We start from the raw sequence: 13,322 nt of genomic DNA on the forward strand, positions 1-13,322 counted from the left end.
GATACAGATTGTCTCAGGACTCATCGGGTAGGCTGACCAATTGTCGATCGATTGCGCTGGGAAATAGATAAAACAGTGGAACTAGGATATAGAGGATTGTACTCAAGGTTGTACTGTTAAATGACAATAGCGAAGCAATCAAGTAAAGAATGGGATAACCAATACTCCAAAGAGAAGCCTGATAGATGAAACGGCGATCGACTTGAGGATGACCCCAGAGATATTGACGAACGACATAAAACCAAAGGACATTGTAGACAATTCCGGTGAGCGACAGCGTTAAACCATAAAACATCACAATAGGTTGGAGCCTGCCGTATTCACCGATCAGGGCTGTTGGGAAGGGAATAAAAGCAATGCACATCAGCAACACTAAGTTGATTGTCAAGGCAATGCGATCGACCCGCTTAAGCAAATGAAACAGAGCATGATGATTGAGCCACAAAACGCCAATGACCAAAAAGCTCGTGATGTAGCTAAGAATATGCGACCCAGTATGAATCAGTGCATCAATCGCTGTTGATGCTGTTGCCTGAGACAAATCGGGCACTTTAATTTCAATCACCAATAGAGTCATGGCAATTGCGAATACCCCATCGCTGAATGCTTCAAATCGATTCAGGTTCATGAATGTCTTCATCGGTTATCCCTCCCTTCGCCCCTTACCGTACATAAATTGCGATCGCTCTCCCAAAGCTTGTCCAGATTTCCCTAGGCGCATTCCCAGCGCAAGCTGTTCACCTTCCCATGCCTCTAGTGCTTTGGGTACATCACGATCGCAATCAACCAAAGCATCCACAAGGGCGATCGCATTGGCAGCAGCCTTAGCGGTACTAGCAGCCGTATGGGGACGGGGAATAAAAGCAGCGTCGCCAATCAGAGCAATGCGATCGAACGCCATTTGCGGCACGCCAAGATCCAAAATCGCTTGTACAAATGGTTCTTGGGTTGCTGCCAGTAATTTTTGGAATGGAGGCGCTAAAACGCGATCGGCATACGATCGCATCGCTTGTTCCACAGTCGGATGGATCGTTCCAGGTGCGATCGAATAATCCCGACGCTTACCGTTTTTATCGGTCAAAATGTGCGGCAATTCGGTTGTTTGGTCGTAATTGACATACCAAACCCAGTTGAAGCGGCGTTCCCCCGGAATCAACGATTCATTCTCTCCCGGAATCACGTATTGCAGAATGTGCGAATTCGGAAACTGATAAAACACAAATCGTTCGGTCAACAATTTCGCCGTTGCGGGCTCGAGTTCCCCTTCATCCACTAAGCCGCGATAGGCAACATACCCAGCATATTGGGGCGTGTAGTCAGGCAAAAGCAAGTGGCGAATCGTTGAAGTCGGTCCATCCGCACCCACGAGCAAATCGCCCCTCTCACGGGTGCGATCGGCAAATATCGCAGTCACCTGTGTCCCGTCTTGCTGAATCTCAGTCAGGTGCTTGCCTTGATGATAATGTTCAGCCGGAAAATGCCGCCGCATCGAGCCATAGAGCAAGTTCCAGGAGGTTAAGGTTTGACGCATCGGCATTCGTTGAGCAATGCTGCCGTCTCGGTTTAAATAATATCGTTCGTGCGCCACCACGCCCAAAGGGGCTTCATACGCTACTCCTGCTCGCTGAAACGCTTCCAACACATCCGGTTGAAGCACAATCCCGCCGCCGCGACTGTCGAGGGTGTGCGGCGATCGCTCGTAAATATCCACTTGCCAACCGATCGATCGCAGCAAGATGCCTGCAAATAATCCAGCTAATGACCCACCAATCACAATCGCATGGTTTCCTGTCGCGTTCATCCCAATTCCTCTAAATATTTATGCACAAACGTGACCGCCATTGCTCCTTCACCCACGGCTGAAGCCACGCGCTTCACAGAATTATGTCGCACATCTCCCGCAGCAAAAGAACCGGGAACACTGGTTTCCAGAAAAAACGGATCGCGATCGAGTGTCCAGCATTCCGGTGGGCGACCCTCTTTGAGCAAATCTGAGCCAGTCATCAGGTAGCCTGCCCGATCTCGAATGATGTCAGTATCCTTTGCCCATTCAGTGTTCGGCGCACCGCCAATGCAAACAAACAGCCGTCGAGTATCGATTTTCTGTGTCGATCGATCGCGACAGTTGGTCACTTCAATCTGATGCAACGAGGTATCTCCTGCCAGCCCAGTCACCTGAGCCTGAAAGATCACTTCAATGTTGCTTTGATGGGTAATGCGCTCAACAAGATACTGCGATAAGGTCGCCGCTAGCGTATCGCCGCGAATCAGCATGGTTACTTTCTGTGCATAGCGCGAGAGATACATAGCAGCTTGACCTGCTGAGTTACCGCCACCCACAATAAAAACGTGTTCGCCACCACACAGAGGTGCTTCACTTGCCCCCGCACCGTAAAACAATCCGACTTTGAGAAATTGGTCTTCATTGGGAAGATTGAGCCGTCGGTACTCAATCCCCGTGGCGCAGATGTTAGCTCGTGCAACCATTTTGCTGCCATCCGCCATGTCCGTGTAGATGCGATTGTCTCGAAATTCTGATTTCATGCCCTCGCGCAACAGCAGCAGTTCAATCCCAAATTTGACTGCCTGCTGGCGGGCGCGTTCCGCTAAATCAGCGCCGCTAATGCCTTCAGGAAATCCCATGTAATTCTCAATCAAGGAACTGGTGCCTGCTTGTCCACCGACAGCGTGGCGCTCAACCAGAACGGTGCGTAACCCTTCAGATGCGGCATATACGGCTGCACTCAGTCCGGCAGGACCCGCACCATAAATCGACAGATCGTATTCTCTGAATTTGGGTTGCGTCACCCAGCCGAGCCGTTGAGCAATCTCTCGAATGGTCGGGGCAAATAGTTGCGTTCCATCTGGAAATTCAACAACAGGCAAGCGGATATCACTCAGTGTTGAAAGACTAAGTTCGCGATCGCAATCTTCATCGCTCGTTAATTCAATCCAGTCAAATTCAACCACGCTGCGGTTGAGAAAATCTCGAATTTCGTAGGCTGCTGCTGAATTGGGTTGTCCATAGAGTTTAACTTTGCGGGGATTAGACGGTGAGCCTGAATAATTCGTCATGGTGTTGTCGCTGTCGCTATCGTTAATCGTGTTAGCTTTTTGGTTCAGGCGATTGTCAATTTCTTGACTGCGTTTTGCAAGGCGGCGACAAAAACATCAACCGATTGAGCGCCTGACAAAACTTCTTGACCAATACGGATATGAGGCACGCCACGAGCCCCTTGAGCGATCGCCTGACGTTTCAATTCCTGCACCTCTTGTATCCCTGCATCAGACAACAAGAAGGCTTTTGCCGCCTCTGCATCAATGCCCACTTCAGCCGCGAGATTCACTAAGGTTTCAACTTCAGCTATATTTTGTCCTTCCGTGAAATATGCCTTCAGAATGCGTTCTGCCATTACCGTTGCTTTATCCTGCTGCGCTGCAAACCAGGTTAAGCGATGTGCTTTCAGCGTGTTAGGCGTAATGGTCATCAAGTCATAGCGAAATGCGATGCCGTCAGCTTGGGTTGCCTGCACCGTTTTGGCATCGAGTGCCTGCGAGTATTCCCAACTGCCGAACTTCTGGCTGCGGTAAGTTTTGCGATCCATCCCAGCTTCAGGCATCTCTGGGTTTAGCTCGAATGGATACCAAATCCGTTGAATTTCAACAGGTGAATGCAATTGTTCAATTGCCTGGTTTAGTCGCGTTTCTGCGACCAAACACCAGGGACAAATGAAATCTGAGGTAATGGCGATCGTCAATGTCATGGTTGCCTCCTTTTAAGCGGTGTCTTAATGACTCACAGTTCCACTGTAATTGCATTCACAAAGAATGTTAATATATCGAATGTGCTCAACACCTTTGCATTTTTTGCAAAACTCAAGGATGGCGATCGATGGATCAATTCGCAGCAATGCGATCGTTTGTCAAAGTAGTGGAAGCAGGGGGGTTCTCAGAAGCCGCACGTCAGCTAGACCTAGCAGTTTCTTCAGTCACGCGACAAGTGAACGCCCTGGAAGCAATGTTAAACACGCAGTTGCTCAATCGCTCCACACGCAGCATTACCCTGACCCCCCAGGGACACAAATACTACGACAAAGCGGTGCAGATTCTACAAGATGTGGAAGCCGTAAATCTTTCTGTGATTGAGCAGGGCGATGTTCCTCGCGGAATCTTGCGGGCGAGTCTACCGGTGGCGTTTGGACGGCTTCATATTGCCCCACTCTTAGGCAGGTTTCTGGCTCAGTATCCAGAAGTCAAGCTGGATCTGCGCTTGAGTGATGGGTTAGCCAACCTGGTAGAAGAAGATCTCGATCTCGTGGTTCGCATTTGCAATCTCGATCGCTCTAGTGCGAACCTGATTCTCCGCAAACTGGCATCTCATACTCGTCTAGTGTGCGGCAGTCCGGCTTATTTCGAGCGGCACGGCATCCCGACCCATCCAGATGATTTGGCTCACCACAATTGTTTATGCTTTACCTATGCAACTGGGTACGAAATTTGGAGGTTCAAGCGCCACGAGGAGGTCTGTGAGATCAAGGTTAACGGTTCCCTGAACGTGAATAACTCTGAAGTGCTGCGTCAAGTTTGCCTGGATGGTGTAGGTCTAATTTTGATGCCAACCTGGTTGATTGGCGAAGACGTTCAGGCTGGCAGGTTGCAAGCGGTGCTGACCGATTTTCAGTTTCATCCTCAAGCAAATCTCGATACAGGCATCTATGCCCTTTACTTGCCCAACCGCCGAAATTCGCTACGAGTTCAAATCTTCATTGATTTTTTGACTCAGCACTTGAGCAACGTAGGCTATCGAGAAGTGATTTAAGCGGCTGATTTGGCTGCATTGCTGGGCATGAGTCAATTACAGTTCAGCCATATGTTTAAAGTGGCGATCGGAATAGCTCCCTATCAGTATCTGCTGCAACAACGGATCGAACGGGCGAAGGAGTTGTTAAAGCAAAAAGAGCGATCGATTGTGGAAATTGCCTTAGAATGCGGGTTCAACAGCCACAGCCATTTGAGCAAACAGTTTCGGCAGTTGACGGGCATGACACCAAAAGCTTACAGGGCTCATTAATTGGGATGTAAAAGGGCGATCGCTCTTGAATTTCTCAACTACATTTCAAACAATCTTTCTGATTCAGGAGCGCCAGAAAAAACTTGTCATTACTATAGATTGACAGAGGATAAAAGCTAAGGGAAATATCCAGCGAAACTTTCTCACCACCCCAACGGTAAATTCGGGCTTTTCGTGGTTGTTTAGCAAGAAATGCACGCTGACATTAGCCATAATCGACGAGAAGAAAAAGATGTAACAGATAAATATGTATGCGTCCAGCATAGTCATGTAAGATAATCTAGGCAAAGAATTAGCAACGGTAAAGTTAAAAGTTATTGCCGTGAGGGTGCTGGTAATGCCTAAACTCATCTGAGTGGCAAAAGCCGTGTTCGCATTGATCCAAAAAGTCGCCCAAGAAATCAGCGTAATTAGCAGCAGGGGAATAAAGACCTTAAATACGTAAAATTGGTAATTGCGATTGAGTTTAATTTCAAATACGTATCGCGCATAGGTTTTATTCTCCTTGATAAATTTGTTGGCAGTGATGGGGGTGTTGATACCGAGAATTTTCCATTCGGATAAAGAAACAAAAGAATCTTCGCTGGAGCCAGTCAGCGTTGGATTTTCTTTAAAAACTACACCTCGGTCATCAAAAGACAATGATTCCCAGACAATCTTCACAGTTTGCGAATCAAAGGGAAACTTTCTCAAATCTAAGTCCGACGATACCGTCGCGTTAATGAGTTGTAGATAATTGACAGTCCCGTCGGGTTGCACGGTTAAGTCCTGCGCAACTGTTTTCGCGGCTGACGAAGCGTTGACAATTGTTAAATTTGGTTCCCATATTTTTTCGGGAGTGTAGCGAATTACTGTGTCGCCAACTGCTTTCGGGTCAAATGCTAGGCGCGGGTCTTGCCAAGTTGTGGCAAAATAGCCGCTGACATCGATAGTCTCATCTGATTGATTAATGCGACCGAGGTTGATGAGGTAGAAACCGAGGGAAACTTCAGTTGGCCCGTCGGTATTTGGAGGACTTTTGAAAGAAGGTGGGGAATTTTCTGGGCGTTGTGCGGCAGGATTTTTGGCTGCGGTTGTTGCGGTGGGTGTGGGGGAATTTCTGCGAGGATTTTGAGCGACGACTGGGGAATAGATAAAAAGTGCGACGGTTAATGCTAAACTTACCAGGGCTGCGATGGATCGAGCTGCTAGTCGATTTTTTTTGTTCATCGGACGATACTCTTGGGACTACAGGGGTTATTTTATAACTAAATTAACAGTCTCTACAAGGGCGCTCGTTCCAATATTTTTGTCCTACCTAAAATCGCTCTCAGGTATAGGAGTAGCTTGCAGGTTGACATTACCAACTGATAATCAGCGGCAATCCCGGTCGGAAATCTACCCGTTTTCCCTGCACTTCTCCATCAAAACCTAGCTCCACAAAATACTCGGTTCCGAGTCGTAACTTTACCTGATTTGTCTCAAGCACTGCTTGAAGTTCTGGTGACGGATTATTTGCAGCAGGACTCACTAATTCTACGCGAGTAATTTCGCGGAAACCAACACCGTGATTCAGAGGCGGTGACTTCTGGGCAGAGAATCGATCGGGACGTTTGCCCCATGGAATCTGGAACAGCATCGGCTCAGTCAAATTATCGCTATTTGTTGCTACCGCGATGCTGATTGTCTCAGGTAAATAAGGTGGATGATATTGCCAACTAGAAAATGCAACTTTGTCCTCAGAACCTGTGGCTGGACGCAAACAGATTCCAAACGGACAGGCGCCATTGTTCCGATTTGTCGATCGCTCCCAAAGACGAGTCTGACGAATTGGCTCAGATTGCGCCTCTTCTGGATCGCGCACCCACAACAGTTCCAACATGGCGTTATGGAAAAAGAAACAGCGATTGGTTGTACCTTGTCCGCGATGTGTTCTAGAGGAGCCCTCGACTAAACCGAAGGATGATAGGCGATCGGCTTCGGGGGCACCAATATCAGTTAAGATGAAGAGATGGTCGAATTCAAATGTCATAAAAGTTATGTGTTAATTGGACTCAACTACTTTACTTGTAGGGTGTGTCGCCATGGAAAATCCGTAAAAAAATCGATAATCTCATAGCGACGAACCTGAATTATTCAAAAACAATTGTGAATCAACCCAAAAAATATGTTGCCACAAAGATTTTGAAAACTGGTATTAGTGAGACTCAACTATTGAGAGGCAAAAACACGTCAGTAATCGCCTCAGATTCTGCTACATCTGGAAAAAGGCTGACTCTCTCAAAATATAGCGGAAAGTCTCGCAGCTCTTCACCACTTTGCGGCAGCCATTCGGAATAAAGATATCTTACTGCTGCATCGAGATTATAGTTAGAACCAGTATACCGCAGTACGGCACAACGACCTCCAGGGAGAATTTTTCCCATCACCCCGAATGAGTTATTTATAACATTACGATCCGTTGCTGCACAAATATCCAGGCGATAGTCTTCCGGCGCGGTTTCCGCTGGATTGTCGTAGACAATGTTGAAAGTTTTGCTAACCTTGGGAGGTAGATTGTTCTGCTTGCGCCACTCGATAAATCGGCGCACAGAATTGCCGATTAGTTGCGGATCTCCCCGATGTTCAAGTGCTGCAACTTTTGTTTCTGGGAAGACGACGATTTTGACTTGTTCAGCGTATGTATCCGAATTCATGTATTGGTTCCTCAGTTCGCTTAATTGTTGGTAAGTTGCGTGCCAATGTTCCCATTGCGGCTGCTTTCTGAATTCAGAAGGAGTTTGTGCTATGCTCTTCTTGAAGGCGCGAGCAAAGGCTTCAGGGCTTTCGTAGCCACTCGCTAGCGCGATATCGACGATCTGGCGATCGCGAAATGCGAGCTGATAAGAGGCGCGCTTCAAGCGATTTAACTGGACGTATTTGTATACGCCGATCCCGAAAAACTCAGAGAACTGTCTGTGAAAATGATATTTCGAGAACGCAGCAACAATGCTGAGCCGATCTACACTGAGATTTTCCTCCAGATTGGCATCAATGTACTCAAGTAATTTGAGAAATCTAGATCGATAGGCATCAAAGGCTTTTACATTCACAAAGTATCCTCCTTGGCAATCTCAAGTCTATCTTTTGAGGCGGACTAAAGCCTGACAGAAGTTGCTGAATTTGTGGGTGTTTGTTTTGACATCGAATTTTACCTCGCGGCTTCTGGAGAGAGGTGAGTGTGGCAGATGTTTAAGTTATTAAATTTTCGTTCCTTATTAAGTTTAATGAATTCAACTCTTGGCGATCGGTGTGCACGGGCATGATTAGGCAGGGGTTTGTACCGACTCATAGGGCTGGATCAAAATTTCAGCCGGAACCCCCAGTTCTTGATGCAACTTCCGAATCATCTCCAAGGTTAGGGAACGTTTGCGAGATAGCACCTCAGACACCCTAGCTTGACTGCCAAGACATACCTCTAAATCGATCCGAGACCATCCACGGGCGTCCATATAATATTGAATTGCTTCGATCGGATCGGGTATTTCAATGGGGAAGTTTTCCTTCTCATAGGCTTCCACTAAGGTACTGAGGATATCTAATCGATCGCATTCCTGGGTATTGGGCGCTGCATCAAACAATGATTCAATTTCTCGCAGGGCTTCGTGATAATCTGTTTCAGTTCTAATCGGGTGCAATTCCATACATCTACCTCTGTTTAGATCGTTTCCGCATCTACTTTGTCATACTCGGCATGAGTTCCAATAAATCGGATAAAAATAATGCCAATGTCATAGCGAATTGCCACAATCAGTCGATAGGTATTACCTTTTATATTGAAAAGTACACGATTGTGAGCAATGATGCTGGCATTGCGACGAGCAGTTTTAATATCGGCTGGACTCTGCCAATCCGCCTGAGATGCTTCGCAGTACCAAGCTTTCAGTGCTTCTTCAACATCTGGATGAAACTAAGAGAAGTCTCTTAGGGTGCTGCGGGACAAGATACGCATAGTGTTTATAATAACGCGCTCCCAAAATGGTATCAAGAATTAGTCCCACAATATCAGATGTTAGCTTGTAAGCGCGATCGACTGTTTCTGTAGATTTGAGCGATAATTGGTGGAATGGTCGATCGCATTTATAGCCTTTTTTGCGGGGAAAGCATCAAATCTTTCCCAATCTAAAATCTAAAATCTAAAATCTAAAATCTAAAACTTGTTCGCTCGCGAAGTCAAAGAATCTAAAATCTAAAATTGAGGAACTATCAGCCCCCATCCAGCAGTCTCAGCATCCAGTTACCGCCAATTCTGCTAGAGTCAGGTGAGAGACATTCCGTGCACCTTGCAGAGACAAGGATTCCCAGCCTCTGCGCCGACAGCAGTAAAATCCCATCACACGGTCACCTGCAACCCGATCGGCAGTAAGTGAAAAATTAAGGTAGTTTGAAATAATCGCCGAAAGTTCCCATAAGCCTTGACATCCGACCTACACTCTGTAAATTAGACACTCTAACTGCGCCGCCATCCATATATAAAAGATGCCATGTCAACCTTAGTCATTGTCGAATCTCCCACCAAAGCCCGTACCATTCGCAACTTCCTGCCCTCCACCTACCGTGTAGAGGCATCTATGGGCCACGTGCGCGACCTCCCATCCTCCGCCGAAGAAATACCAGAAGCCGTTAAAGGAGAAAAATGGGCGCAACTCGGCGTAAACGTGGAGGCCGACTTTGAACCGCTTTACGTCATCCCCAAAGATAAAAAGAAAATTGTTAAAGAACTCAAAGACGCCCTCAAAGACGCCACAGAACTGATTCTAGCCACTGACGAAGACCGCGAAGGCGAAAGCATTTCCTGGCATTTGCTGCAAATCCTCAAACCCAAAGTTCCCATCAAGCGGATGGTGTTTCACGAAATCACCCGCGAAGCTATCCGTGACGCCCTCACCCACTGCCGCGATATCGACAATCGAGTGGTACAAGCCCAAGAAACTCGCCGAATTCTCGATCGACTCGTCGGATACACACTCTCTCCGCTACTGTGGAAGAAAATCGCCTGGGGTTTGTCTGCAGGGCGAGTCCAGTCAGTCGCTGTACGCCTGTTGGTGCGACGGGAACGCGAACGCCGGGCCTTCCGCCAAGGTAGCTACTGGGATTTGAAAGCAAGTTTGGAAAAGAGCAAAATTTCCTTTGATGCCAAACTCGTGACAGTCGGGAATGTAAAAGTTGCCAACGGTAGCGATTTCGATGAAAATACCGGGCAAATTATCTCCGGCCGCCGCGTACTTTTGCTGAACGAACAACAGGCGCGGGCTTTACTTTCACGCATTCAAAACAAACCTTGGACTGTCACCAATCTCGAAGAACGGCCAGTCACCCGCAAACCGTCGCCACCGTTTACGACCTCGACTTTGCAGCAGGAAGCTAACCGCAAGCTGCGGCTGGGTGCGCGGGAAACCATGCGAATTGCCCAAAGTCTCTACGAACGGGGTTTTATCACCTATATGCGGACGGATTCGGTGCATTTGTCCGAACAGGCGATTACGGCCGCCCGCAGTTGCGTGCAAGAACTTTACGGCAGCGAATACCTCAGCCCCCAACCGCGCAAATACACGACGAAAAGCAAAGGCGCCCAGGAAGCCCACGAAGCTATCCGCCCCGCCGGCAGCACTTTTCGGACTCCGCAGCAAACGGGATTGGATGGGATTGATTTCCGCCTTTACGATTTGATTTGGAAGCGGACAGTGGCTTCTCAAATGGCCGATTCGCGCCAAACTCACGTCACCGTACTAACTCAGGTAGAAGATGCCGGTTTCCGTTCCAGCGGGAAACGCATTGATTTTCCGGGCTTTTTGCGCGCCTACGTGGAGGGTTCTGACGATCCGAATGCGGCGCTGGAAGATCAAGAGGTGATTTTGCCGGCGCTGAAGGTCGGTGATAAACCTAATTGTAAGGATTTGGAGGCGATCGGACACGAAACTCAACCTCCCGCCCGCTACACGGAAGCTTCTCTGGTGAAGATGCTCGAAAGCGAGGGCGTGGGCCGTCCGAGTACCTATGCGAGTATTATCGGTACAATTGTCGATCGGGGATATGCCAAATTAATAGCTAACGCCCTAATTCCGACATTCACCGCTTTCGCCGTCACCACTTTATTGGAAACGCATTTCCCCGATTTAGTAGACACGGGTTTTACTTCGCGAATGGAACAAACCCTGGATGAAATTGCCACGGGCGAGGCGAAATGGTTGCCGTATTTGCAAAAGTTTTATATCGGGGAAACGGGACTCGCAACTCAAGTTAAGGAACAGGAAAGTCAGATTGACGCGAAAGTTGCCAGAACTGTGGTATTGGAGAATATCACGGCAAAAGTTTGCATCGGTAAATACGGCGCTTACCTCGAATCTGAAAACGAAGAAGGCCAGGTGAAAGCGTCGATTCCCCAGGATTTGACTCCGGCAGATTTAGATCCGGAAAAAGTGGAGTTTCTGTTAAAGCAAAAGACGGAAGGCCCGGAAAAATTGGGTTTGCACCCAGACACTGGGGAACCGATTTATGTGCTGATTGGCAGTTACGGCCCCTACGTTCAATTAGGGGATGTTTCGGAAACGAACAAGAAACCGAAGCGGGCTTCTTTACCGAAGGGGACGGATAAGGATAGCGTGACGCTGGATATGGCGGTGAGTTTGTTGACTCTACCTCGGTTGTTGGGCACTCACCCGGAGACGGGGGCTAAGGTGCAGGCTAATTTGGGGATGTATGGCCCTTATGTGGTGCACGACCAGGGTAAGGTTGGTAAGGATTATCGATCGATCAAACCGCCGGATGATGTTTTGACTATAATGCTCGATCGGGCATTAGAGTTATTATCGCAGCCGAAAGCTGCCCGCGGCCGCAGCAAATCAGCTACACCTTTGAAGGAATTGGGCGCACATCCAGAGTCGGGAGAACCGATCAATGTTTACGACGGCCGCTACGGCCCCTACGTGAAACACGGCGATATCAATGCTTCTTTGTCGAAGGATGAATCTGTGGAGAATTTCACCTTGCAAAGAGCACTGGATTTGTTAGCAGCGAAGGAAGCAGCGGGAGGCGGTAAATCTAGCAGCAAGTCGAAGAAGTCTACTAAGACTGCGGCGAAGTCTGAGACTGCAACTGAGAAGACTGCGGCGAAGAAAACGACTGCTAAGAAGACGACGACTGCGGCGAAGAAAACCACTGCTGCGAAATCGGAAACTGCTGCGAAGAAAACAACTACTGCTAAGAAGGCGACGACTGCGACAAAGACTAAGAAAGAAACTAAGTCAAGTTAGCAGAATTTACGCATAGGATGTCAGAAACCGGGTTTTTAGCGAAAATAATTTGTTTTAGCAGACAGATTCGGTAAAAAAACCGGTTTTTGCGATCGGGCCGTGCGTAAGTAGGTCGGCTCTTTCTAAAGTAATCCTTTCGTTTTCATGATATAATCCAGATTATCCATGTAGTAACTGAGTAGTAGAATCACCATGATAGCTGAACTTATGGTACAACCTTCCTACTGGATCGATCGGGAGATTTCGATTCAGAGAGTCAGAAATCTTTACTTATTCAAATTTACGGAAAACCTGCAAGCCAGATTAGAAGAACTAGCCGAGAGAAAAAAGGCTAATCTTTTAACTTCAGAAGAGGTTGTAGAATTAGCAAGCTTACTAGAACTAGATCGGATTTTCACCTTAATTAACGCTAAAGTTATAGCAGCCTCATGTCCGTAAACCGCGCTACTAGAAATTTAGTAAGAAGTAGAGCTGATTTTCTTTGTGAATATTGCCATTCAGCGGAAGAAAGTAGCTCTACTCTGTTTACGATAGACCATATTTTACCTCGCTCAATTGGTGGTAGCGATGAACTTGAAAACTTAGCTTTAGCTTGTCATCGGTGTAATAATAATCGCTATAATTTTGTGACTGCTACTGACCCAGAAACAGAACAAGAAGTAACCGTGTTTAATCCCCGTCAACAGCAATGGTTTGAGCATTTTAACTGGTCTGCGGATGGTTTAGAAATAAGGGGTATTACTCCAACAGGTAGGGGAACCTGCGATCGATTAGACCTTAACGATCGATATCATAATGAAGGAGCGATTATCAGAGCTCGTCGTTTATGGGTTAGAGCAGGGTGGCATCCTCCCTCTAGCGACCCTCGCCAAAATTCATAATATTGATAAGAACAGTTGATTTTAATCATATGCAAGACGTTCGCCTTGAGAAAAATATTGAATATCTAGTTTTCACTCATCCAGAAACCCGGTGTGCAC

Annotated in this window: 14 protein-coding genes; 5 read left to right on the forward strand and 9 right to left on the reverse strand. The window is 47.4% G+C overall.

The window, feature by feature from the left end; genetic code table 11:
* Window positions 1–13 precede the first annotated feature (13 nt).
* From QUB63_RS28700 to QUB63_RS28715, 4 genes are read right to left on the reverse strand one after another with little or no spacing between them, the layout of a single operon-like run.
* A complete protein-coding gene (locus QUB63_RS28700) occupies window positions 14–640 on the reverse strand; it encodes a TMEM175 family protein (protein WP_332948776.1) in 627 nt (208 codons plus the stop codon).
* A 3-nt stretch (window positions 641–643) separates the two neighbouring features.
* Window positions 644–1,801, reverse strand: coding sequence for an FAD binding domain-containing protein (locus tag QUB63_RS28705; RefSeq protein ID WP_332948777.1), 1,158 nt, complete (start codon window positions 1,799–1,801; stop codon window positions 644–646).
* On the reverse strand, window positions 1,798–3,075 hold the full coding sequence (locus QUB63_RS28710; RefSeq protein ID WP_332948778.1) for an NAD(P)/FAD-dependent oxidoreductase: 1,278 nt from the start codon (window positions 3,073–3,075) through the stop codon (window positions 1,798–1,800). The genes QUB63_RS28705 and QUB63_RS28710 overlap by 4 nt, the downstream gene beginning before the upstream one ends.
* A gap of 44 nt (window positions 3,076–3,119) precedes the next feature.
* Window positions 3,120–3,764, reverse strand: coding sequence for a DsbA family oxidoreductase (locus QUB63_RS28715; protein WP_332948779.1), 645 nt, complete (start codon window positions 3,762–3,764; stop codon window positions 3,120–3,122).
* A gap of 128 nt (window positions 3,765–3,892) precedes the next feature.
* Here QUB63_RS28715 and QUB63_RS28720 point away from each other — a divergent pair, with 128 nt between their 5' ends.
* Both QUB63_RS28720 and QUB63_RS28725 read left to right on the forward strand, forming a co-directional pair.
* Entirely contained in the window at window positions 3,893–4,819 is a 927-nt protein-coding gene (locus QUB63_RS28720; RefSeq protein ID WP_332948780.1) for a LysR family transcriptional regulator, read from the forward strand.
* Between the two features lie 18 nt (window positions 4,820–4,837).
* On the forward strand, window positions 4,838–5,071 hold the full coding sequence (locus QUB63_RS28725) for a helix-turn-helix transcriptional regulator (protein WP_332948823.1): 234 nt from the start codon (window positions 4,838–4,840) through the stop codon (window positions 5,069–5,071).
* A 63-nt stretch (window positions 5,072–5,134) separates the two neighbouring features.
* Here QUB63_RS28725 and QUB63_RS28730 read toward each other — a convergent pair whose 3' ends face one another.
* The 5 genes from QUB63_RS28730 to QUB63_RS28750 form a co-directional block, all read right to left on the reverse strand.
* A complete protein-coding gene (locus QUB63_RS28730; protein WP_332948781.1) occupies window positions 5,135–6,280 on the reverse strand; it encodes a hypothetical protein in 1,146 nt (381 codons plus the stop codon).
* Between the two features lie 130 nt (window positions 6,281–6,410).
* Window positions 6,411–7,082: a VOC family protein gene (locus tag QUB63_RS28735; protein ID WP_332948782.1), complete on the reverse strand. Its 672-nt coding sequence runs from the start codon at window positions 7,080–7,082 to the stop codon at window positions 6,411–6,413.
* Between the two features lie 175 nt (window positions 7,083–7,257).
* Window positions 7,258–8,142 (reverse strand): AraC family transcriptional regulator, encoded by an 885-nt coding sequence (locus QUB63_RS28740; protein ID WP_332948783.1) that lies wholly within the window; start codon window positions 8,140–8,142, stop codon window positions 7,258–7,260.
* Between the two features lie 213 nt (window positions 8,143–8,355).
* A complete protein-coding gene (locus QUB63_RS28745) occupies window positions 8,356–8,733 on the reverse strand; it encodes a helix-turn-helix domain-containing protein (RefSeq protein ID WP_332948784.1) in 378 nt (125 codons plus the stop codon).
* Window positions 8,734–8,747: 14 nt separating this feature from the next.
* On the reverse strand, window positions 8,748–8,975 hold the full coding sequence (locus QUB63_RS28750; RefSeq protein WP_332948824.1) for a type II toxin-antitoxin system HigB family toxin: 228 nt from the start codon (window positions 8,973–8,975) through the stop codon (window positions 8,748–8,750).
* A gap of 598 nt (window positions 8,976–9,573) precedes the next feature.
* On the opposite strand from QUB63_RS28750, the gene topA reads away from it, so the two are divergent.
* From topA to QUB63_RS28765, 3 genes are all read left to right on the forward strand, one after another.
* The gene (gene topA / locus QUB63_RS28755) at window positions 9,574–12,342 is read left to right on the forward strand and encodes a type I DNA topoisomerase (RefSeq protein WP_332948785.1); all 2,769 of its coding nucleotides are present in this window, start codon (window positions 9,574–9,576) and stop codon (window positions 12,340–12,342) included.
* 192 nt (window positions 12,343–12,534) lie between these two features.
* Window positions 12,535–12,780, forward strand: coding sequence for a hypothetical protein (locus tag QUB63_RS28760; RefSeq protein ID WP_332948786.1), 246 nt, complete (start codon window positions 12,535–12,537; stop codon window positions 12,778–12,780).
* The gene (locus QUB63_RS28765) at window positions 12,771–13,223 is read left to right on the forward strand and encodes an HNH endonuclease (RefSeq protein WP_332948787.1); all 453 of its coding nucleotides are present in this window, start codon (window positions 12,771–12,773) and stop codon (window positions 13,221–13,223) included. Before QUB63_RS28760 ends, QUB63_RS28765 begins: the two co-directional genes overlap by 10 nt.
* The last annotated feature ends 99 nt before the right edge of the window (window positions 13,224–13,322 follow it).

Origin of the sequence: Microcoleus sp. ARI1-B5, assembly GCF_036705795.1 — a bacterium.
Taxonomy (GTDB): domain Bacteria; phylum Cyanobacteriota; class Cyanobacteriia; order Cyanobacteriales; family Microcoleaceae; genus Microcoleus.